The following is a 21469-nucleotide window of genomic DNA, read 5'->3' as shown; positions in this document are numbered from 1 at the left end:
TTCTGCGAGCGATTGTGAGGCCTGCAGCACTTCATTTGCAGCGAGTTGAGATTTGGTTTGCGATAGATTAGTAGTGCGGAATTTTCGTGCTTGGGCTAAAACGTTCGTGTAATAGCCCAAGCGCGTTAGAAATATTATCAGATGATAATATCAGTGAATGAGTTCTTAGAACTTATAGGTTTGATACAAGCAATTGAGGTGTCGCTTTCTGTTGAAGATAGATACTAAAGCAACTTCCCTTACCTACCTCAGATTCAACTCGGATCTCGCCGCCAGTTTGGCTCAAGATACTCTGAGATACTGACAACCCTAAGCCCGTGCCATCTCGTTTGGTGGTATAGAAAGGCGAGAAGATACGTTTCAGTTGTTCTTCCTTAATACCGCAGCCTTCATCTTGAACATGAACGATAGCGCCATGAGACACACCATTTTCAACCCAGTCTTCACTCGAAATGGTTAACGTGCCCTGACCGTCCATTGCATGAATCGCGTTCATTTGTAGGTTAACCAGAATCTGTAGCAATTGGTTTCGATTGACCTCGACTGAGGTTTTAGCGTTCAGCTGCGATACGTACACAATGCCTTTCTTCTTCGCACCTGTTTTTACGAGCGTAATACTTTCATCCACTATTGGGTTGATATGTTGCCACGTAATTTCGTCTTGTACGCCGCCGTGACGGCTGTATTGAAGCAGGCTTCGTGTGATATTTCGAATTCGGTCAATCTGCTCCATGATCGCGTGGACTTCCTCATCTACACGGCTCACTTCATCGCCCAGTTCAAACTTCATCAGTTCAACGTTGCCAAGAATCACGGCGGTTGGGTTATTGATCTCATGAGCAATACCTGCCGTTAATTCACCTAACGCGGCCAGTTTTTCATTGACCACCAGCTTATCTCTGGCTTGATTGAGAAGCTTGATGTGCAGTTCGAGTTCTTCAGTTTTCTCTTTCAAACTCGCGGTACGAGAATGCACTTTGCACTCAAGTTCAGACGCCGCTTGTTGAATCTCTTGATTGCGCTCGTGCAGTAGATCCAACATCTTGTCGAATTGTTTAGCGAGCAGTGTCAGTTCGTGTTGATCATCCAAACCTAGCGTACCAATTCGCTTGTCTTGCCCCATCTGGACTAGCTTGACGACCTTATGAATGCGTTCGATTGGGTTGAAAAGATCACGTGCGCCACGGTGAACGATCAAACCGGATGCCAACAACAGCAACACAATGGTAATGCTAATTTCGCCAAGGTTGGTCAAGTAGGTTTCTATCAACGGCCAAATCAAATAACCGGTGTAAAGCATGCCGATCACATTATTAAACTGGTCATGGATTGGTTGGTAAGCTGTGATGTACCAAGCATCGTAAACATACGCTCGATCTAGCCACTCTTTACCTTCATTCAAGACTTTCGAGTGAACCTCGTGAGAAACACGTGTACCAATGGCGCGCCCTACACTGTCTTCACTGCTCAAAGGCACGTTGGTGCTGACACGAAGATCATCAAGGAAGACCGTGACCGTACCAATATGACGATTAAAACCTTCTCGTTGTGGATAGATAAGGTTACTGATTTGGTCAACAAGTTGAGTACTGTTATTCAGTAAGATCCCACCATCCAGAAAACCAATCACATGATCATGTTCATCTTTGATGGATACAACGGTTCGGCTTACCAATCCGCGAGTCTCGACCTCTTGCCCGTTGAGCATCGGAACTTCCGCTTTTTTAGCGAGGTCACGATCGAGATAATTGAGTTCATTACGGCTTAAGACACTGAAAAATGAAGGCTTGTGAGTTAAGTTTAGATATTCGAGTTTCTTTTCCATGCTCTCGACACTGCGCCAGCGCAGAAAATCGAGCTCATAGCGAGATTTGTTCTCAGACACCCAGCGAGTTAGCTCTTCGTGTGAAAGATCACTCGCGAGTTTGGTTCGAAAGTTATAAGACTCGGCGAACGCACGAACGTTGTATGCTTGCTGATTTTGGATCAGGTGAATACTGTTATCGGCAACATCCAAGCGTTCATCAACATCAATCAGAGCGCCCTGCCACGTGTAACGTATTGACCAATACAGTGTGATAGCCACAAGCGCGCACAAGGTCAGAATGATCGGAGCTGATGTTAGGAATAATAATCGGTAGCGAACCATGGTTTTGAATCGGAACGCCCACTTTGACCACCAACGACGTCTAATCGGCATATTCAGAGCCTTCTGTGTTCCAATCTTTGTACTTACGCTCTAGCGTTTTACGTGCGACGCCAAGATCTCTTGCAGCTGCCGATTTATTGCCATCATGAAAACTAACCAGCTGTTCTATATGAGATTTTTCTACTTCTTTGAGTGTCCAAGTGTTTGGATAACCCTCGGCAGCGTCTGCATTATTCAAGTTTGGCATTTCCGCACCATGTGACACCGTCACTGAAATGCTAGCGGGAACAGGATCACCATTAATCTCGCGCCAATAGTGTGCTGGTGGCTTGTCTAAAAGAATGCATCGTTCGACTAAGTTTTTAAGTTCACGAATATTTCCCGGCCATTCGTATTCGTTCAACGCCAAGATATCTTCATGTGCCCAATTTGGAACTGGCATGCCAAGCTCGCTCGATAAAAGACGAGTAAAGTATGGAACAAGTTCAATCAGGTCTGACGGGCGCTCTCTCAATGGCACCACATCAATCTTAAGTACATTGAGTCGGTAGAACAGATCGCGGCGGAAGTGCCCTTTATCGACCTCTTCTTGAAGATTTCGGTTGGTCGCCGCCACCACTCGTACGTCAACGGAAATTTCCTTTTCGTTACCGACTGGACGAATGGTTCTTTGCTCTAACACGCGTAGCAATGCAGCTTGCATTGGCAGTGGCATTTCACCAATTTCATCAAGGAACAAGGTGCCACCACTTGCGACTCGGAAAAGACCTTCACGGTTTTTCTTCGCACCAGTAAATGCGCCTGATGTATGTCCAAACAGTTCACTTTCTAGAAGCTCTGGAGCAATCGCACCACAGTTGATTGGCACAAATGGACCTGTGCGTTTACTGGCTTCATGTACACCACGAGCAACCAGCTCTTTGCCGGTACCCGACTCACCTTCTATCAAGACGGACGCTCGAGACGGTGCAAATTGACTGATCAGCAATTTAAGTTGTTTGGTCTTGTCTGAATTGCCAATCAGTTCAGTCTTGATATGACGACTCACATCACGCTTCAACGCGTACTGCATTCTTTGGTCGAGTCGCTTATCCATACAACGCAGAACCGCTTGTATCATCTGTTCGAGGTTGAACGGCTTAAGAATAAAATCTGAAGCACCAAGCTTAAGCGCGGATATGGTCATCTCTAGATCGGCATAACCCGTCATGAAAATCACATCGGCGCGTTTGTCGTTGTCGTTAAACGCCTCTTCCCACTCAATGCCAGAGCGGCCTGGTAGGTTGATATCAAGGACAATCAGATCAAAATGTTCGCTCGAACGCAGCGTTTCAGCCTCTTCAACCGATCCTGCGCTCGACACCTTGCCAAAGAACTTACCTAGTGCTTTCTTTAAGATAGCCTGCATACCCAATTCATCATCGACGACCAAAACGGAAAAGGCCTGATACTGAGTCAATGTGTTCGGGTTGAGATTGGATGCAGATGAACTAGGTAAAGACATAATGATTAGCCGGTGAGAAAAGTTGGGACAGAGTGTACCAATTAACCTTTTCTCCAACAGGGACAATGTGCGACATTTTGTCCTAGCTCATGTTTTGATTCATTTTAACGGGGTAAAAGACTCAGTTTTGTCCGAAATAACAGCAATTTAAAGAAATCTGATGCATTATTTGTTGGCATTAAGATTGCTTATAAGGTGTAGATTTCTAATTACAACAATTAGCGTCTTATTCACATGCCCTCTTTGAGCCCTTTAAAATTGAAGGCATGTCATTCATTTATAACAGAATGGACATAATAATAATGAAAGCAATTCCCCTAACTATTGCAGCTCTATCTATCGTCAGTTACACGGCTAGCAGCGCGGAAGACACCACTCATATTAAGTTGGCGACAACCACAAGTACTTATCACTCTGGTCTACTGGACTACTTATTGCCTGAGTTCGAAAAAGATTCTGGTATCAAGGTTGATGTTCTAGCTGCGGGTACCGGTAAATCACTTCGCATGGGCGAAAATGGCGATGTTGATTTGGTAATGACTCACGCACCAAAAGCTGAAGCGAATTTCGTAGAAAAAGGCTACGGCGTTTTACCTCGTAAGCTGATGTACAACGACTTTGTGATTGTGGGCCCTCAAAGTGACCCAGCAAAAATTGAATCTCAAAAAGCTGTAGCTGATGTATTCAAAGCAATCGCAACCAACAACGCGACGTTTGTGTCTCGTGGTGACGATTCAGGCACGCACAAGAAAGAGATGGGCATTTGGGCACAGACCAAAATGGAACCAAACTTTGGTGGCTACCGCAGTGTTGGTCAAGGCATGGGCCCTACTCTGAACATGGCGTCTGAAATGCAAGGCTACACCATGACAGACCGTGGCACATGGTTGGCTTACCAAAACAAACTGGATCTTAAAATCCTTTTCCAAGGTGACAAGAACCTATTCAACCCTTACCAAGTAATCCTTGTTAACCCAGAGCGCTACCCAAGCATTAACTACCAAGCAGCGAAAGTATTCAGTGATTGGTTGGTGAACCCTAAAGGTCAGAAACTGATTAACGACTTTAAACTGCATGGCAAACAGCTGTTTGTAGCGAGCGCAGAGTAGTTTGTTGTAAGTGAACCGTCGTTTTCTGTAAGTAAAAGTAGCGCTAAGGGTTCAACCCGAATCAATTAGCGCTACGCTTAACTAAACAGTTAACGAAGCACCTAAGCAATATCGCTTTAATAACTATCTTGTTTAACAGCAGGTCGCTATAAAGCTGTCTCGCTTTAATAGCGTTCACGCTTAACAACACATTCATGCTTAGAAACACAATCATGCTTAAGAGCAATCGCTGACCAATACACACTCAAATAGTTTGGGTCAGCTATGATTAACATCAGTCATTACCGATAAAGACCTATTATCGATTCACACGAGATACTTCATGACCCTATGGCAAACAACGATTGATGCAATGAACCTACTAGTGAGTTTTGACCACGAATTGTGGAAAATCGTCGCGGTATCTTTCAGCGTATCTTTGTCCGCCATCTCATTAGTGATTGTTCCTGCAATCCTTATGGCTTTCTTATTGGCTTATACCGAGTTCCCCGGGAAGTGGGCATTGTTATCGGTGATCAACACCCTGCAAGCTATCCCAACCGTGGTTATCGGTTTGTTGATGTACATGATGCTCTCTCGCTCTGGCCCGTTAGGTGATTGGGAATTACTGTTCACCCAAAAGGCGATGATTCTAGGTCAGATGCTGATCTGTTTCCCAATCCTAGTTGCGATGATGCATGGCGCTCTGCAGGCCAGTGACCGCCGAGCGGTAGAAACCGCGCGCACGCTTGGCGTATCAACGACTCGTGTGGCGTGTACGTTAATTTGGGAAACGCGCTTCCCTCTTTTAGCTGCAACTATCGCTGCCTTCTCTCGTATCGTCACTGAGGTTGGTTGTTCAATGATGGTCGGTGGCAACATTATGGGGATGACAAGAAACATCCCAACAGCTATCGCTATGGAAAGCCACAAAGGCGCATTCGCTCAAGGCGTCGCCCTCGGTATGGTGTTATTAGCATTGGCATTAGCCCTTAACTTTTTCCTTTCCAGTGTGAGAGGAAAAGGCTATTTAAGAACTTAGGAACGCTGTCATGAGTATAAAAATAACAACGCAGCAAATTTCAATGCGCTACAAAGAGCGTGTTTTGTTCCATATTCCCGAATTGTCGATCGGCCCCAACGATGCCATTTATCTCAAAGGAGATAATGGTGTGGGTAAAACGACCCTACTTAAAATATTGTCTGGATTGATTCAGCCCAGCTCTGGCCGCATTCAGTCTCCGACACAAAGCTGGCAGCAGATCTTATTCCCTAGGCTCAAGTTCAAAGACATTATCTACCTGCATCAAACCCCCTATCTTTTTGATGGTTCGGTGTACCAAAATGTCGCTTATGGCATTCGCTTTAACAAAGAGAGCCAAAAAGATAAGCGAGCTCAAATAATTAATGCATTGAGAATGGTAGGTTTAGAAACCTTGGCAGATGAACACATTTCTGTGTTGTCTGGTGGTGAGCGTCAACGCGTTGCAATGGCACGAGCCTGGATTCTTAAGCCGTCAATCTTGCTTATGGATGAACCAAGTGCCTCTTTAGACAAAGAATCTATTGAAAGATTGGTGATAATGGCCGAAGATCTTCTTCAAAGAGGCGCGAGTTTAGTCATCACTAGTCACCAAACTAACGCGTTAACCGACTTATGTAAGAAGCAATGGTGGATCAAAGACAATACTTTGACCGAATCCCCGCTTTTTCAAGTTATTAAGAAAGATAAAGCACAAGAGAATATTTATGCTGCTTCCAACGCAAACTAGTTGGGTTATTTTGGCTGGCGGGCAGGCCAGCCGTATGGGCGGAAAAGATAAAGGACTCGTTGAGCTCAACGGTTCTCCGCTTATTCAATACGTTATAAACAAGCTGTCACAACAAGATGTCAGCATCACTATCAATGCCAATCGTAACTTAGACAGCTACCAAGCATTTGCTCCGGTTGTTTCCGATTCTTTCCCTGACTACCCAGGTCCGTTGGGTGGCATTCATGCTGGCCTTAAAAACGCGAGCACAGACTGGGTTGGTTTTGTCCCTTGCGACAGCCCACAAATCAGTGACGACCTTGTTGAGCGTTTTTGTTCTGCAGTAAAAGAAGACAGTGACATTCTTGTCGCGCATGATGGCGAATTTAAGCAACCTGTATTCACCCTATTCCACAAACGTGTTCTACCAAAGTTAGAAGCGTTTTTGGAACGTGGTGACCGTAAAATCATCTTGCTATACAAAGAGTGTGTTACCGAATACGTTGATTTCAGCGATTCTCCTAACTGCTTTGTTAATCTCAACACGCCAGAAGAACTCACCCAATTCGGAACGCTTCAATAATGAAAGATTCTAAACAACGCCCTAACCTTCCTTTATTGGGCTTTGCTGCTTATAGCGGTACAGGCAAAACGACCGTACTTGAAGCCCTGCTTCCTCTGTTGACTGATGCGGGTTTAAAAGTTGGCGTGTTAAAACATGCTCACCACGATTTTGATGTCGATAAGCCGGGTAAAGACAGTTACCGCTTGCGTAAAGCGGGCGCAAACCAAATGTTGATCGCTTCTCGTAATCGTCACGTGATGATGACAGAAACACCAGAAGCCGAAGCCGATTTTGATTACCTGCTGACTCGATTTGATACCAACACGCTTGATCTGATTTTGGTTGAAGGCTGTAAGAACATCGCCTTCCCTAAAATTGAACTGCACCGAGATGAAGTGGGCAAACCTTGGTTATATCCAAACGATAACAACATTATTGCTATCGCGGCAGACAGCCAAGTTGAATCAGAACTGCCACAAATGGCGATCAGCGATTTAGAAGCGATTCGTGATTTCATCATCAATTACGCGCAGTCCTTTGACCTTGCCTCTACAACAGGCAAAGCAGTGTCATGCTCATCTTCAAAAGACGCTGCGCCAGCTGTTTGTTGTGATTCGTTCTCTCCTGCAGGTTTAACCGTTACTCAAGGTCAGCAAAAGATTGTTGATAGCATTGACGCACTCGATCTCACAGAGAGTGTTGAATTACTGCAAGGCTACGGCCGTGTGCTGGCTGAAGATGTGATTTCGCCAATCAACGTTCCTCAGAATACCAACTCTGCAATGGACGGTTATGCAATTCGTAGTGAAGATCTAGAATTGGACAGCTACAACATCGTTGCTGAAGTCATGGCGGGTCACAGCTACGAGCAAATCGTTCAACAAGGTGAAGCGGTTAAGATCATGACGGGCGCACCAATGCCAGAAGGCGTTGATGTTGTCGTGATGCGTGAACAAGCCGTCCGAGATGGCGATAAAGTTAGCTTCCCTGATGCTAAAATCTCGGTCGGACAAAATGTCCGTATGGCAGGTGAAGATTTAGAAATCGGCCAACCTGTCTTTACACGTGGCACACGCATTGAAGCGCCAGAAATGGGCATGATGGCGTCGTTAGGTTTTGGTACCTGCCCTGTTCTGCGTAAAGTGAAAGTGGGTGTGTTCTCTACGGGTGATGAAGTTCAAGCGCCGGGGCACGAGCAAAAACCAAACTCTATCTATGACTCAAATCGTTTTACTATTATCGGCATGCTTCAAAAGCTCGGCTGTGACATCGTCGATTACGGCATCATTGAAGATGATGAGCAGAAGATGATGGATGTGCTGCATTCTGCGTCGCTTGAAACCGATATGGTTTTGACTTCTGGTGGTGTGTCTGTTGGTGATGCGGATTACATCAAGCTTGCGTTAGATAAACTGGGTGAAATCAACTTCTGGCGTATCAACATGCGTCCAGGTCGCCCATTGGCTTACGGTAAGATTGAGAACAAGCCGTTCTTTGGTTTACCGGGTAACCCTGTTGCTGTGATGGTGTCGTTCATTAACTTTGTTGAGCCTGCGATCCGTAAGCTTCAAGGTCAAACGAACTGGACACCAGTAAAAGCAAATGCTGTAGCAACTGAACAACTGCGCTCACGCCAAGGCCGTACTGAATTTAGCCGTGGTGTGTTCTCGATGAATGAATCTGGCGTGCTTGAAGTGAAAACAACGGGCAAGCAAGGTTCAGGTATTCTGCGTTCAATGAGTGAAGCGAACTGCTTAATCGAAATCTCTCCAGCAGTTGATACTGTGAAAGTTGGCGAGACAGTGACGATCATTCCTCTGCAAGGTCGTGTTTGATTCAAAGCTCAAACACCTAAATTGACTTAGCTGCTTTTTAATTGACTTAGAAGCTCATTGCTAAGACATAGACGAAGCCCCTTCTATCGAGCTTTCGATGTTAAGGGGCTTTTTGTTCTTTTCGTTTCGTGAAAGACAACCTGTTCGTTGCCTAAAAGACAAATAGCTTAAATTACGCTAAACGTTAGAACGATAATCTTAAGATTTCTTATCATAACCTTGAGCCACGTACTGTTTTTATGTAGAGTGCGCGCAAAGTAATAATTCTATTGGAGAGCATCATGGCTCGTACCATTCTGTACACTTACAAAGACGAAGACAAAGAGTTACTGTTTTCGAAACAAGAACACCGCACGATCCAAGAAGCTGTAGCTGCAGCCGAAGGTATCGACATCACTGAGTACCTAAAAACTGAGCAACAGCTTGAGTTTATTTCTGATACTAAAGCGGTTCGTAACTACCAAGACAACTATTTCCGCAAGCTTGGCTTTACTAAGCTTACGTTGAAGCAAAAAGACAACCTTGGTGTTGGTAAAAAGAAGAAGTAAGCCCTCTGGCTTCTTTTTCTCGTTCTGTAGTTTCTTGCTTTTCGTTTGCACTTGAGAGCTAAGAAGTTAAGAGCTAAAGAAACGGAAACACCGAACAATAAAAAATGCCGCAACCTCTTTTGAGATTGCGGCATTTTTATTTATGCTTTTAACTATCTAACCTTAATTAGCTTAACGGTAAGTAATGATTACTTAATGTTAAGGAATGCTGCGCCACGAACGCCACCTGAATCACCGTGCTTCGCTTTGATGATCTTTGGACATTTCGCTACAGACAATAGGTATTTAGGAACACGCTTTGGCATCTCTTCGTAGATAAGTTCGAAGTTTGAAAGTCCACCACCTAGTGCTACAACATGCGGGTCAAGTGCAGTAAATAGGTTTGCGAAACAGATAGCCAATAGTTCCATGAAACGGTCAACGTGCTCAGCTGCTTTTGCTTCGCCTTCGTTGTACGCTTGGATGATTTCAATCGCTTTCTTTTTCTCACCGAAGTAGTGCTCATAAATCAGTTCAAAGCCGCGACCAGATAGGTAGCTGTCTAAACAACCTTTCTTGCCACAACCACAGCCTAGTAACGGTGCGTTGTCGCCAAGGTGGAACCATGCATCAATAGGAAGACGCATATGGCCGAGCTCGCCAGCAACGTGGTTACGTCCTGAAAATACTTTGCCATCAAAAACCAAACCACCACCAAAACCAGTACCTAGAATTAGGCCAGCTACTGATGGTTCATCTTTCAATTCATCATCCCACGCTTCAGACAGCGCAAAACAGTTCGCATCGTTCTCGATTTTAACACTACGACCAATCAGCGCTTCTAAGTCTTTGCGTAATGGCTTACCTGTTGAAGCCGGTACGTTAACAACAAGCATAGTGCCGTCGTCCGCATCTTCCATGCCTGGAAGACCAAGGCCAATTTTGCCTTCGCAAGAGAATTCGCTATCGTATTTTTTTACCAAACCGGCAATCGTATCAAGTAGCAGTTGATAATCTTCAGTAGGCGTTGGTACGCGTTCGGTTGCTACTCGCTCAAGTTTTTCATTGAACGCACCAAACTCAATTTTTGTGCCGCCAACATCAAAGCCGTAATACATGAAATCTCTCCAATTTTTCCCTAAATTCGGGCAAATAAAATTTTTAAATTAAACAACTAGGAAGCATTATCCATAACACTCCCCCTACAAACCGTGATAGATAACAAACTTATCTCGTGTTCGAATCTGTTTGAACAACAAGTCAGCACAAAGCGGTTAAAGGTTAGAGTGACGTCTCACTTTTAGTATGCTCTATGAAAGCATTCAGGCTTGGTTTGGTTGGATCGGACTTATAACGCGTCTTACTCAACATGTAGCTTTCACGAAATGCTTCAAACCATAGCTGTAAAGTCTTAGCGCCCTGTTCTTCACCGGCTTGTTTCAAAACTAAGCTCGCTACTTCGGCCGTTGATAGATGTTGTTCGTTGTCTGACTTACGCATCATGTATTGAGAAACCGATTCCGGCTCAATCGACAACACCGGTAAATCTTGCAGATACTCTGAGCGACGGAAGATACGTCGTGCTTCGCGCCAACTGCCATCAATGAAAATCAGCAATAGTGTTTTGTTTGGGTCACGCATTTGTGGCAGATCTTGAACTACGCGCGTTTTGTCGTCGGTATAGTCTTCAGGGAATACGATCACAGGTTGGTATTTGTCATCTTTGAGGACATCCAACATCTCTTGATTTGGCTCAGTACGATGCCAAAGGTAGGCGTAACTGTCTTTAACCGTATCAACAATCAAACGGCCGGTATTACTTGGCTTTAAGATTTCGTTGTCTGACAAGATCAACATAGTCGCGACGTTCGTATCAACGTTAGGTTGATGCTCACAGATACAGCTGTCTTGTTTGATTTTGCAGAATTCACATCGCACGACTTTACACCCGCGCGCATTAAACGGTTTGGTAGCAATGGATAAACGATGTTGATATAAACGGTGAAAAGCGTGGATTCTCATGGACAATAACGATAACTCTAGAAAAGTGGCACGATTGTACTTACAGTGTCCTTAGAATGATAGAAGGAATTCCCATGCAAGACCCATCACTGCTTCGCCTTGTTTGTTTTATTGTCGTTTTTGGATTGTGTGCGCTTTGGGAATACCGTTTTCCGCGTAAAACACTGACTCAAAACAAGTGGTTTCGTTGGGGAAACAACTTTGCGCTGGTCGCTTTGAACAGCTTTCTATTAGCCACTCTGATTCCTATTGCAGCATTCCAAGCGGCGGTCATTGCGCAAGAAAACCAATGGGGTCTGTTCAATACCCTGTCACTTCCGAAAGAACTCACCATTCTGGTCTGCGTATTACTGTTAGATTGCGCCATTTACCTGCAGCACTTGGTGTTTCACCGTGTTCCTTGGTTGTGGAAGCTACATCGAGTTCACCATGCGGACCTAGATATTGATGTCACAACCGGAACGCGCTTTCACCCTATTGAGATGATTCTTTCAATGCTCATCAAAGTGAGTTTGGTGATCGCACTTGGTGTGCCTGTCATTGCGGTCGTGATATTTGAAATTGTTCTTAATGCGAGTGCGATGTTTAACCACAGTAATGCACGTCTTCCGCTATGGTTCGATAAACGATTGAGAAAAGTGATTGTGACACCAGACATGCACCGCGTTCATCACTCAGTCATTGTTAAGGAAACGCACTCAAACTTTGGCTTCTTTTTATCAGTGTGGGACATCTGGTTTAAGACTTACCGCGCCCAACCCAAGCTTGGTCATGACAAGGTGCATATTGGTGTTCCCGAGATTCAAGATGGTAAAGAGCAACGGCTAGATTTAATGTTACGTCAGCCATTTGCACGATTCCCGACAACGAAAGATTAAGTTCGAATTCAGTTGAGTCTCAAGCTTATATTGAGACCAACCTTAGCTTAATACCAAAGTTATCTTAATCCGAAAACAAAACGCCCTTAGATTCTTGTGAGAACTTAAGGGCGCTTCTGTATCGATAGTCGTTATAAGCGTAGTTAATGATTAAGTACTGCTAGTGCTTAAACTCTTTCGCACACTAGCTTAACTATCACGCTCGTCTATTTCAGCACGTACTTATGAAGCATGGCTTGTTGGTGCCCTGCTATCTCTCCGACTTGCTCTGAACTCTCGATCATAGATTCAAGTTGCAGCTTAGTATTCTCGCCCTGCTCAGATACTCGAGTGATTGAATGGGTAACATCGACAGTTGCACGAGCTTGTTCTTCGGTAGCCACCATGATTTGCTCAACACGCCCTTTGATCTGGCTAACCGCAAATTCGATTTTCTCGAAGGCTTGTCTTACATCGCCACTGGTTTCCAGTGCATTGGCCATCTCACTTCTCGATTCCGTTACAGAAGCACGTGAGCGATCTGCTGCCGCTACTAGTTCGTTCATCATGCTACGAATATTGGTGGTTTGCTGGGATGTGCCGCTCGCCAATTTACGCACTTCGTCTGCAACTACCGCAAAACCTCGACCTTGTTCACCTGCTCGCGCCGCTTCTATCGCAGCGTTCAGTGCCAATAAGTTGGTGTTTTCAGCGATACCACTGATCATGTCGACCATTTCACGAATCTGTTTCACTCGACCATCCAAGTCAGCCATCGACTCTTCACTCATGCTAAGAGAGTGCTCAAGCGCTTGTAATCGTTGTTGGTTAAGGCCAACCACTTGGCTGCCATTCACTGACTCATCTTCTGCTATTTGAGCATCGTCGTTCGATGCGTTAGAGATACGAGCAATCTCACCAATCGATGCTTCCAGCTCCGTAATGGTGGTGATCATATTCTGAAGTGATTCGTTCTGCTCGTTCAAGCTCGAATTGGTTTGCTCTGCAGCGTCGTGGCTTACTTCTGCCGTTTGATAAAGCGTCTCACAGTTGCGCGTTACTAAACGAACCGAATCTGCGGTTGAATCAACGACCGTATTGAGTTTTGAAGTAATAACTTGCAGCTCTAGCGGCCCCAGTAATTCACTCTGTTTAGAGAAGTCATGATCTGCCAGTGAACTCAACTGTTGAGTTATGTTTTTAAGCCCTTTATTCATCCAACGGCGTAACACGAACCATGAAATCACAATGATTACGGCAATCACTAGCCCGCTGATAAACAACACACCATCAATATTGGTAATGGTTTGATTTACAACCAGTTCACTTTCATCAATCAGGTGGGAAGCGGTGGAAGACAGCTGATTCAATGTGCTAATGACGGTGTTCGCTAAGTTAATGACTTGCGTTAAGTTTTGCTCTTGCTGCTGAACCAGTTCGAGTTTCAAGAGGATTTGTTTGATTACGCCTTCTTCGGTAAAGCCTTCTTTCACCATCTCGTAAGGCGCCGTCAAGCTCGCGAACTCAGCGATATCTGGGTGCCAATCGGCAAAGTCGCTGTAAGCCAAGTTCAGACCTGCGATTCGGTTTCTCAATTGACGGTATTCGTCTTGTGCTTTATCAATGTCAGATTGCATCATCAGCATCAAGAAGGTGTTCGCCATAGCAGACGCGCTGGATGTAAATCGGTTCGCTGCATCGCTCGCTTCTGGGTTGTCTTCAACCAAGAATGAGCTGATTCGATTCATTTCTGGTCCGATAGATCCAACGCCATAACGGAACTCGCCCATTTTACTGTCGATCAGATTTTGCTTACTTTGAATCTCAATCTGCGCCAGCAGTACCGTGTTGGTCATAGCTTGCAGTTGCGCCATGTCATCGACAAGGATTTGTTGTTGCTCTAAAGAGATCGCATCAGGAAAAGATTGGGAAATAAAAAGAAGTTCCTCTAGCGTGGTATTGCTCTCTGTCGCGAGTTGGTCAATTGAGCCCCTTGTGGCATTCAGTGTATCTAAGTCGGTTGATTGGGTGCTGTAAGTGAGAAGTTTTACTTGTTCTAATACGCTTTGCGTTAATTCGGCGTTATGTAGAGCAAGGGGTAATGCTTGTTCCGAGAGTGCATCAAAATGTCCCCCGACCCGTTCAACGCCCCGAATGCTAACCATTGATAAAAAAGTAACAAGTAAAAGAATGGAAATAAATACAGCAGTGACGGTTTGAATGAGCGAGAATGTATAACGTGAGGGTTTTATTGATAAATTTGTGTCGGGCATGTGAAATCCAGTTTGACTACGAAAAGAGATATCCTTAAGTTAGGTCGTATACTAGAAGTCCTTGATGACGTTTTTATTTCAGTTTTTTGTCAGAAGAGTTACATATGAAAATCAGAAAAATGGCTGTAGTTACAATAACTTTAGCAACATTGGCTGCTTGTAGCTCGTCACCTTCGCCTTCTCAGCTTAGTCAAACCGCACAGAAACCCCTATCAAAGTCAGAACAATTGACTACAAACGCTTATATGAGCGTGTACGAACAGTGGAAAGGCGTGCCATACCATTTCGGTGGGACCTCATTTCGAGGTATAGATTGCTCTGCTTTTGTTCAAATCGCCGTGCAAAATGCGACTCAACAAGCTCTACCAAGAACCACAAAAGACCAGAGTAAAAAGGGAAAAGAAATTGCGTATGGGCAGGCAACAAGCGGTGACTTGGTGTTTTTCAAGACTTCGATGACGGTGCGACATGTAGGCGTTTATTTAGGAAACAACCAATTTCTACATGCCTCGACATCGAAAGGTGTCATTATTTCTAGGTTAGATAACCCTTACTGGGCATCCAAGTTTTGGCACTTTAGGCGTTTATAGCGGTTCGAAAGATAAACCGCTGAGCGAGGTAACTCTAGAAAGATACGACTTAAACGCCCGTTGTTATTATGCTGATTAATTACGACGATAAATGAGCAAACAAACCGTTAATCGTATTTAGCAACAGCAGTATCAAACAGGTTCTTCACTAACGCGATGTACTCATCGAGGAATACAATTTGTTCGTTAGTCGCTTTCTTAGCCCACACACCCGCTAATACTTCACCAAGATCCGCTACTACGGCATCTGCTTCTTTCAAAAGTTGAAAACGAACGCTCGAATGCAACTCTGGGTTTTGCTCGAAAATAGCCATGATGTTTGTTGAAATCATGTCGGTAACAATGTCTTCGACACTTTCGTTTCCAGTATCACCATTACTATTGGTAAACACATCAAGGTTGAATGATAGGTGCTCGATTAAAGCCAAATAGCCATCGGTTTCTACAACCACAATAATTCTCCGTTTTAAGCTCTAGAGCAGATTAATACGTACTTGCCTAATACTATGTAAATGAAGCTATTTGTCATCACTTTATTGCCCAAAACCACATTTAAATGATCCTAGTTAGTATTTCAGCTTAAAATTAAATCGATATAGCTTTATGTGGTATACCTGCCTACTTACGACATAAGTAAATTCACGCTAAAGAAGTGTAAGACAAACTTTGAAGCAAAGTATTGCGCCAGTTAACAATAGCCCTTTCAACTTACTCTAAAAGCTCATTTGATTTAGTCGCTAGACAATAACAAGCTCAAACCTCTTTTCCAGTTTGTGGCGTTCAAAACCGTTTCGATTGTGAGACCAGTTCCAAACTATTTCATCACGTCAGGTTTTCAATTTATGTTTGTATTTCAAAGAGCTTGAATCAGTTCGAGTTCACAATTCGGCCAATTGATTCTACGTAAGATGAAGAAGAGCTAAGAACATTGACGAGTGCGTCTATAAATTGTTCAGATTTATCCTAAACTATTGCTATTAAACAAACAGTATTTCTAACCTTCAATCTTTTTAACTTTCAGTCTTTGAGGATTTCCTATGTGGCAGGCCATTTCTCAACAACTTTCAGATACTCTTCTATTTAACTTTCAGATTACTGAACGTACCAAGGTTTCTGGTGGCGACATTAACGATTGCTATATGATCAGCGATGGTAATGAGCGTTACTTTGTGAAAGTGAATCAGCGAGAATTTTTACCTAAGTTTGAAATTGAAGCTGAGAACTTACGCTTGTTAAGAGAAACCTCCACTGTTTACGTTCCTGAGTTGGTGCTTATTGGCAAAACCAAAGAGTGCTCGTTCATTATTCTGAATTACTTGCCGACCAAACCGCTCGAGACGGGCAACAATAGCTTCGATTTCGGCGTTCAGCTTGCGCGGCTTCATCAATGGGGCGAGCAAAAAGAGTTTGGTTGCGACCAAGACAACTATATCGGCAGCACACTTCAACCCAACCCTTGGCATAAGAAATGGGGTCGCTTTTTCTCTGAGCAACGCATTGGTTTCCAACTGCAACTGCTCAAAGAGAAAGGCATCGAGTTTGGTGATATCGATGACATCGTTGATGTGGTGAATATGCGTCTTGCTGGCCACAACCCTCGCCCTTCTTTGCTTCATGGGGATCTTTGGAATGGCAATGTTGCTAACTCTGCGTTTGGCCCAATTTGCTACGACCCTGCTTGTTACTGGGGGGACCATGAGTGTGATTTGGCGTTAACTGAATTGTTTGAAGGTTTCCCTAAAGAGTTTTATGAAGGTTACCAGAGCGTCAATCCACTCGACGTTGGCTATACTGATCGGAAAGACATTTACAACTTGTACCATCTTCTTAACCACTGCAATCAATTTGGCGGCGAATATTTAGCACACACTGAAGCATGCATTCAGAAGATACAGGCCGTTTAATACCAATTACAGCTGTTTATAACCGAATACGATTGGTATCAGTTACAGTGAGGAGAATTTGCCATGCATAAATACACAGAGAAACATGTCTCCTGTCCGCATTGTGGGCACGGTATTAACATCACGCTTGATGCATCTAATGGTAGCCAAGACTTCTATGATGATTGTCCAGCGTGTTGCAATGCCATTCATTTGGATATGCAGGTTGACGAAGTAAGAGACAGAATCAACCTTTCGATTGATGCCGATGATGAACAAGTATTCTGACAATCAGTTTCTCGTTTAAACCATGATCAAAAAAGAGCACCTCACGTGCTCTTTTTTAATTTGGTCATCGGTGTGATTTTATTGCCACCGATTCAATGCGCTTAGTGGCTATTTCTGGTTCGCTAATACACGCTCGACAGTATCAACAATTGCCTGCGTTTGTGGATCGAACTCAATGTTCACTTGGTCGCCTACTTCACGGCCGCCAAACAGAGTACGATTCAGAGTTTCTGGGATCAGGTGAACAGAGAAACGGTTCTCTTCCACTTCACCAATCGTCAATGAACAACCATCAACACCAATGTAACCCTTACTCAATACGTACTTCATCGATTCTTCTGGTAGTTCGAACCAAAGTGTACGGTTGTTTTCTGTTTTAATCACATCGACTAGGTTAGCCATCAGAGTAATGTGGCCAGACATGCTATGCCCGCCAATTTCGTCACCAAACTTTGCTGCACGCTCAACATTCACTTTGTCACCAACATTCAGTTGGCCTAAGTTCGTCAATCGCAATGTCGCTTGCATTAAATCAAAAGCAATCTGGTTACCTGAAATTTCCGTTACCGTTAAGCAACAACCGTTATGAGCTACTGAAGCACCAATGGCTAATCCTTCAACCATTTCATCGCTTAGCTCAATGGTATGAGTTTGAAACGACTCTTTTTTGTTGATAGCAACCAGTGTTGCCATGCCTTGAACGATACCTGTAAACATAAGATTCCTATTTAGTATTCTAGGGCGTGTTGACCTTTCGCGGTTAAATTTTGTTCGGATGGGGACGCCTAGTCAAAAACGTTTTAATCGCGGCGAGGGGGAAGTAGCCTAGCATCCTAAGCAAATCTCCCTCAACAAAGAGTAAAACGCTTTTTGCGGGGGCGCCCAGCTCGAACCCTTCGGGCAGCGTTTGCTGGTCATTTTTACTACGTTATCGGCTTCTCATGTAGGCTAGCTACACATCAAAGCCTCTGCCTTGTAAAAAGGCCCAGCAACTCGCTGCAAAAATCAGCTCGAAAGATCAACACGCCCTAATAACAGTTTTTCATAGCAGTTATTGTGACATTTCTTTATGATTCGTCCAGTGGAAGCTTAAGATCATTGTCTCTGATTCCTTCAGAATGTCCTTTCCTACACTATTATTCTAATTTTCCCTCTTATTTGGAGTTGTTTGTGCATCGTTACAAAGAAGAATCCTCGAATCTAATCAAACTTGCGACCCCAGTATTGATCGCATCTGTTGCACAAACTGGAATGGGGTTTGTTGATACCGTAATGGCCGGTGGCGTAAGTGCTATCGATATGGCGGCGGTTTCTATTGCAGCAAGTATCTGGCTACCATCAATCTTATTTGGTGTCGGTCTATTGATGGCGTTGGTTCCTGTCGTTGCACAACTGAATGGTTCTGGTCGACAAGTCAAAATTCCATTTGAGATTCAACAAGGTGCTTTTTTAGCACTCGTCATTTCCCTTCCAATCATTGGCGTCCTGTTCCAGACGCAATTGATATTGGAGTGGATGGACATTGAACAACTCATGGCGGAAAAGACCATCGGCTATATGAATGCGGTGATGTTTGCTGTACCTGCATTTTTGTTGTTCCAAACATTGCGAAGCTTTACCGATGGTATGTCTTTAACCAAGCCTGCGATGGTGATTGGTTTTATTGGCTTGCTATTAAACATCCCGCTGAACTGGATGTTCGTATACGGAAAACTTGGTGCTCCTGCTCTGGGTGGTGTTGGCTGTGGCGTTGCAACGGCTATCGTATATTGGGTGATGTTTGCTCTGCTGTTCGCTTACGTTTTAACATCAAAGCGTTTGGCGAAAATTAACATCTTCGGTACGTTCCATAAGCCGCAACTTAAAGCTCAAATTCGTCTGTTTAGACTTGGTTTCCCAGTGGCGGCCGCTATCTTCTTCGAGGTAACTCTGTTTGCGGTGGTTTCTCTGTTAGTTGCACCATTAGGTTCATTGATTGTTGCCGCGCACCAAGTCGCGATCAACTTCTCTTCGCTGGTCTTCATGATTCCAATGAGTATCGGTGCAGCCGTGAGTATTCGTGTTGGGCATAAGTTGGGCGAAAACAACACCGAAGGCGCTAAGATCGCGACACACGTAGGTATCATTGTTGGTTTAGTGACAGCCTTAATGACAGCGGCGTTAACTGTCCTGTTCAGAGAACAGGTTGCATTACTTTACACAGAGAACACTGCGGTAATTACCGTTGCAATGCAGTTGCTGTTGTTCGCGGCGGTTTATCAATGTACTGATGCCATCCAAGTTATCGCTGCAGGTGCTCTGCGTGGCTACAAAGACATGCGTTCAATCTTCAACATTACCTTCGTTGCTTACTGGTTGCTTGGCCTTCCTATCGGCTACATCTTAGGAATGAAAGATTGGATTGTTGAACCTATGGGCGCGCACGGCTTCTGGATTGGTTTCATTGTCGGTCTAACATCAGCAGCGATTATGCTAGGTATGCGCTTACACTGGATGCACAAGCAGGATGATGACGTACAGTTAGAATTTAGTTCTCGTTAGATTCGCACTCGCTTAGTCGGTCTATCTGATTTCGAACACAAAAAAGAGCTCTGATTTTCAGGGCTCTTTTTCGTTTAATGGTTAGGTAGATCGTATCTGCCTTAATATTCACTCTTCTCTCGTACAAAGCGGGCAAACTTGGGTTTTCCGTTTTGAGTAAAACCATTGTAGCGAAAGGTAATACGGCTGCCGATCTCTGGCGGTACAAGTCTCATTTGGTCAGTGAACCCGCTACCTATATAAAATTCCACACCCTCTTCTGTGTGAACCAGAATTGACCCCATCATCCCTTTGTACTTCCCTGTCCCACCCCTATAGCCAATAACCGTGGCTTCGGCATCGTGATGCCTTTTAAGCTTTACCAAATCATTACTTCGGCCTGCTTGATAACGACTGGTGATTTTTCTAAGCATCAAACCTTCGCCATTACGCTCATCGACATTATCAAGTTGATGAAACAAAGCCTCTTCACTGTGAATTGGTACATGTTCTATGTAGCTGACATGAGATTCTCCAATCACGCTTACCCAATGCAAAATGTTGTAATAGCGCTTTTGATAATCTCCCGCAGCGCCGGGCATATCAAACAGCATGAAATCGATTTGGCGCCATGCTGTGTCACTCGGCGTATGGTCGAGAACGGTAGATTGAACAAGGTGGAACTTGCCCCTTCCTGCCCACAACTCTCCTTCGAGATGGACCTTAGGCAAGTTTTCAGTAAACCACTTGGGTGAGTAAATGCGATTACCATTGCGTGTATAAAGATGTTGTCCGTCCCAAAGAGCCCGAATCCCATCAAGCTTTTCACTCTTCCAGTATTCAGAAACATCAATGCCTTGTTGGTATGTATTGGCCAGTACCAAATGGTCGGGAGGTAAATAGGATGAATGAGAAGAGAGCGAACACGCCCATAGAGTTGCTATCGCCAATTTAGTTAATCTCATCATCTGCTCCGTATTGATATCTGTAGTGGTCAACAAACGCCTTTAATCCTAAGCGTTCTGACACGTAGGTAGACAACCTTTGCTAGAAGATGCGATCCACTCATCAACCTTATCTAACCTTTTCATTTATTCATTAAATTAATGACCTATAACTCTCATATATTCCGCCGTTTTTAGTTCTCATATTGAGAAACGTCTTTTCTCAATTTGAGATAGGAATTCGTACTAAACATAACTTATTGAAAAATAACAACATAAAAGTTGGCACATTCAGTGCAGTTGTCCATACATACTTAAAAGGAGATATCGCTATGGAACTACGTAAGATTGATTTAAACACAACGACACTGATACTTTCTATTTTCGGTGATCTGGATGCAGCAGGCAGTCGTGATGCACAAACCGACATCGATGATGTGATTTCTAACGATGGCCACCCTGAAATCGAAGTTGATTTTAGCCAAGTTGAGTTTTTAGATTCATCTGGGGTTGGCGCAATTGTTTATATGTTCAAACGTCTGACTGAACGCGAGCGCAATATGCGACTTGAAAATGTGACGGGGCAACCGCTTGAAATTATGAGCTTGCTGCGTATTGGCCACGCTATCCCAGTAAATTCAAAAAATCCTGCAAATTCATGAAGACCCACTAA

20 protein-coding genes are annotated in these 21469 nt (G+C 44.1%); 12 read left to right on the top strand and 8 right to left on the bottom strand.

Annotated elements, in window-relative coordinates:
* Positions 1-172 precede the first annotated feature (172 nt).
* Positions 173-2200, bottom strand: a complete 2028-nt coding sequence (locus AB4623_RS15415) for a cache domain-containing protein (protein ID WP_102333335.1) — start codon at positions 2198-2200, stop codon at positions 173-175.
* On the bottom strand, positions 2190-3653 hold the full coding sequence (locus AB4623_RS15410; RefSeq protein WP_065584417.1) for a sigma-54 dependent transcriptional regulator: 1464 nt from the start codon (positions 3651-3653) through the stop codon (positions 2190-2192). Before AB4623_RS15410 ends, AB4623_RS15415 begins: the two co-directional genes overlap by 11 nt.
* A gap of 302 nt (positions 3654-3955) precedes the next feature.
* Here AB4623_RS15410 and AB4623_RS15405 point away from each other — a divergent pair, with 302 nt between their 5' ends.
* From AB4623_RS15405 to AB4623_RS15380, 6 genes are all read left to right on the top strand, one after another.
* Positions 3956-4762: a substrate-binding domain-containing protein gene (locus AB4623_RS15405; RefSeq protein WP_017068185.1), complete on the top strand. Its 807-nt coding sequence runs from the start codon at positions 3956-3958 to the stop codon at positions 4760-4762.
* A gap of 322 nt (positions 4763-5084) precedes the next feature.
* Positions 5085-5783 (top strand): ABC transporter permease, encoded by a 699-nt coding sequence (locus tag AB4623_RS15400; protein ID WP_017068184.1) that lies wholly within the window; start codon positions 5085-5087, stop codon positions 5781-5783.
* A gap of 10 nt (positions 5784-5793) precedes the next feature.
* Positions 5794-6513, top strand: a complete 720-nt coding sequence (locus tag AB4623_RS15395) for an energy-coupling factor ABC transporter ATP-binding protein (RefSeq protein ID WP_371725352.1) — start codon at positions 5794-5796, stop codon at positions 6511-6513.
* Positions 6491-7075 (top strand): molybdenum cofactor guanylyltransferase MobA, encoded by a 585-nt coding sequence (gene mobA / locus AB4623_RS15390; protein WP_004733776.1) that lies wholly within the window; start codon positions 6491-6493, stop codon positions 7073-7075. The genes AB4623_RS15395 and mobA overlap by 23 nt, the downstream gene beginning before the upstream one ends.
* Entirely contained in the window at positions 7075-8892 is a 1818-nt protein-coding gene (locus tag AB4623_RS15385) for a bifunctional molybdopterin-guanine dinucleotide biosynthesis adaptor protein MobB/molybdopterin molybdotransferase MoeA (RefSeq protein ID WP_065584419.1), read from the top strand. Before mobA ends, AB4623_RS15385 begins: the two co-directional genes overlap by 1 nt.
* 281 nt (positions 8893-9173) lie before the next feature.
* Positions 9174-9440 (top strand): DUF2960 family protein, encoded by a 267-nt coding sequence (locus AB4623_RS15380; RefSeq protein ID WP_004733780.1) that lies wholly within the window; start codon positions 9174-9176, stop codon positions 9438-9440.
* Between the two features lie 188 nt (positions 9441-9628).
* Here the strand turns inward: AB4623_RS15380 and nagK are convergent, their stop codons facing one another.
* Positions 9629-10537, bottom strand: coding sequence for an N-acetylglucosamine kinase (gene nagK / locus AB4623_RS15375; protein ID WP_004733781.1), 909 nt, complete (start codon positions 10535-10537; stop codon positions 9629-9631).
* 163 nt (positions 10538-10700) lie between these two features.
* Complete coding sequence (locus tag AB4623_RS15370) at positions 10701-11447, bottom strand: tRNA-uridine aminocarboxypropyltransferase (RefSeq protein WP_017080483.1); 747 nt, start codon at positions 11445-11447, stop codon at positions 10701-10703.
* A 68-nt stretch (positions 11448-11515) separates the two neighbouring features.
* Here AB4623_RS15370 and AB4623_RS15365 point away from each other — a divergent pair, with 68 nt between their 5' ends.
* On the top strand, positions 11516-12319 hold the full coding sequence (locus tag AB4623_RS15365) for a sterol desaturase family protein (protein ID WP_065584420.1): 804 nt from the start codon (positions 11516-11518) through the stop codon (positions 12317-12319).
* Between the two features lie 206 nt (positions 12320-12525).
* On the opposite strand, the gene AB4623_RS15360 is transcribed toward AB4623_RS15365, so the two are convergent.
* On the bottom strand, positions 12526-14571 hold the full coding sequence (locus AB4623_RS15360) for a methyl-accepting chemotaxis protein (protein ID WP_372146804.1): 2046 nt from the start codon (positions 14569-14571) through the stop codon (positions 12526-12528).
* Positions 14572-14675: 104 nt separating this feature from the next.
* Between AB4623_RS15360 and AB4623_RS15355 the strand changes: the two genes are divergently transcribed.
* Positions 14676-15161 carry a C40 family peptidase gene (locus AB4623_RS15355; protein ID WP_017059602.1) on the top strand — a complete coding sequence of 162 codons (486 nt, stop codon included), beginning with the start codon at positions 14676-14678 and terminating at the stop codon, positions 15159-15161.
* A gap of 107 nt (positions 15162-15268) precedes the next feature.
* On the opposite strand, the gene AB4623_RS15350 is transcribed toward AB4623_RS15355, so the two are convergent.
* Positions 15269-15613 carry a DUF3802 family protein gene (locus tag AB4623_RS15350; RefSeq protein ID WP_010440912.1) on the bottom strand — a complete coding sequence of 115 codons (345 nt, stop codon included), beginning with the start codon at positions 15611-15613 and terminating at the stop codon, positions 15269-15271.
* A 585-nt stretch (positions 15614-16198) separates the two neighbouring features.
* Here AB4623_RS15350 and AB4623_RS15345 point away from each other — a divergent pair.
* Positions 16199-17065 (top strand): fructosamine kinase family protein, encoded by an 867-nt coding sequence (locus AB4623_RS15345; protein ID WP_017059601.1) that lies wholly within the window; start codon positions 16199-16201, stop codon positions 17063-17065.
* Between the two features lie 63 nt (positions 17066-17128).
* Positions 17129-17332, top strand: coding sequence for a CPXCG motif-containing cysteine-rich protein (locus tag AB4623_RS15340; RefSeq protein WP_017059600.1), 204 nt, complete (start codon positions 17129-17131; stop codon positions 17330-17332).
* Positions 17333-17440: 108 nt separating this feature from the next.
* Here the strand turns inward: AB4623_RS15340 and AB4623_RS15335 are convergent, their stop codons facing one another.
* On the bottom strand, positions 17441-18049 hold the full coding sequence (locus tag AB4623_RS15335; RefSeq protein ID WP_017063887.1) for a riboflavin synthase: 609 nt from the start codon (positions 18047-18049) through the stop codon (positions 17441-17443).
* A gap of 453 nt (positions 18050-18502) precedes the next feature.
* Here AB4623_RS15335 and AB4623_RS15330 point away from each other — a divergent pair, with 453 nt between their 5' ends.
* Positions 18503-19873 carry an MATE family efflux transporter gene (locus AB4623_RS15330; protein WP_048611045.1) on the top strand — a complete coding sequence of 457 codons (1371 nt, stop codon included), beginning with the start codon at positions 18503-18505 and terminating at the stop codon, positions 19871-19873.
* A 101-nt stretch (positions 19874-19974) separates the two neighbouring features.
* On the opposite strand, the gene AB4623_RS15325 is transcribed toward AB4623_RS15330, so the two are convergent.
* A complete protein-coding gene (locus AB4623_RS15325) occupies positions 19975-20817 on the bottom strand; it encodes a DNA ligase (RefSeq protein WP_102428866.1) in 843 nt (280 codons plus the stop codon).
* Between the two features lie 311 nt (positions 20818-21128).
* On the opposite strand from AB4623_RS15325, the gene AB4623_RS15320 reads away from it, so the two are divergent.
* The gene (locus tag AB4623_RS15320; RefSeq protein WP_102333326.1) at positions 21129-21458 is read left to right on the top strand and encodes an STAS domain-containing protein; all 330 of its coding nucleotides are present in this window, start codon (positions 21129-21131) and stop codon (positions 21456-21458) included.
* Positions 21459-21469 lie beyond the last annotated feature (11 nt).

Source organism: Vibrio sp. 10N.222.52.C12, assembly GCF_041474215.1.
Lineage (GTDB): Bacteria > Pseudomonadota > Gammaproteobacteria > Enterobacterales > Vibrionaceae > Vibrio > Vibrio crassostreae_C.
This window is presented reverse-complemented; position numbering and strand designations above follow the sequence as displayed.

Coding starts and splice junctions, on each gene's coding strand:
- AB4623_RS15325 (WP_102428866.1), bottom strand. CDS start 20,817: ATGAGATTAACTAAATTGGCGATAGCAACTCTATGGGCGTGTTCGCTC.
- AB4623_RS15340 (WP_017059600.1), top strand. CDS start 17,129: ATGCATAAATACACAGAGAAACATGTCTCCTGTCCGCATTGTGGGCAC.
- AB4623_RS15395 (WP_371725352.1), top strand. CDS start 5,794: ATGAGTATAAAAATAACAACGCAGCAAATTTCAATGCGCTACAAAGAG.
- AB4623_RS15355 (WP_017059602.1), top strand. CDS start 14,676: ATGAAAATCAGAAAAATGGCTGTAGTTACAATAACTTTAGCAACATTG.
- AB4623_RS15415 (WP_102333335.1), bottom strand. CDS start 2,200: ATGCCGATTAGACGTCGTTGGTGGTCAAAGTGGGCGTTCCGATTCAAA.
- AB4623_RS15380 (WP_004733780.1), top strand. CDS start 9,174: ATGGCTCGTACCATTCTGTACACTTACAAAGACGAAGACAAAGAGTTA.
- AB4623_RS15360 (WP_372146804.1), bottom strand. CDS start 14,571: ATGCCCGACACAAATTTATCAATAAAACCCTCACGTTATACATTCTCG.
- AB4623_RS15405 (WP_017068185.1), top strand. CDS start 3,956: ATGAAAGCAATTCCCCTAACTATTGCAGCTCTATCTATCGTCAGTTAC.
- AB4623_RS15385 (WP_065584419.1), top strand. CDS start 7,075: ATGAAAGATTCTAAACAACGCCCTAACCTTCCTTTATTGGGCTTTGCT.
- AB4623_RS15320 (WP_102333326.1), top strand. CDS start 21,129: ATGGAACTACGTAAGATTGATTTAAACACAACGACACTGATACTTTCT.
- AB4623_RS15345 (WP_017059601.1), top strand. CDS start 16,199: ATGTGGCAGGCCATTTCTCAACAACTTTCAGATACTCTTCTATTTAAC.
- mobA (WP_004733776.1), top strand. CDS start 6,491: ATGCTGCTTCCAACGCAAACTAGTTGGGTTATTTTGGCTGGCGGGCAG.
- nagK (WP_004733781.1), bottom strand. CDS start 10,537: ATGTATTACGGCTTTGATGTTGGCGGCACAAAAATTGAGTTTGGTGCG.
- AB4623_RS15410 (WP_065584417.1), bottom strand. CDS start 3,653: ATGTCTTTACCTAGTTCATCTGCATCCAATCTCAACCCGAACACATTG.
- AB4623_RS15335 (WP_017063887.1), bottom strand. CDS start 18,049: ATGTTTACAGGTATCGTTCAAGGCATGGCAACACTGGTTGCTATCAAC.
- AB4623_RS15365 (WP_065584420.1), top strand. CDS start 11,516: ATGCAAGACCCATCACTGCTTCGCCTTGTTTGTTTTATTGTCGTTTTT.
- AB4623_RS15400 (WP_017068184.1), top strand. CDS start 5,085: ATGACCCTATGGCAAACAACGATTGATGCAATGAACCTACTAGTGAGT.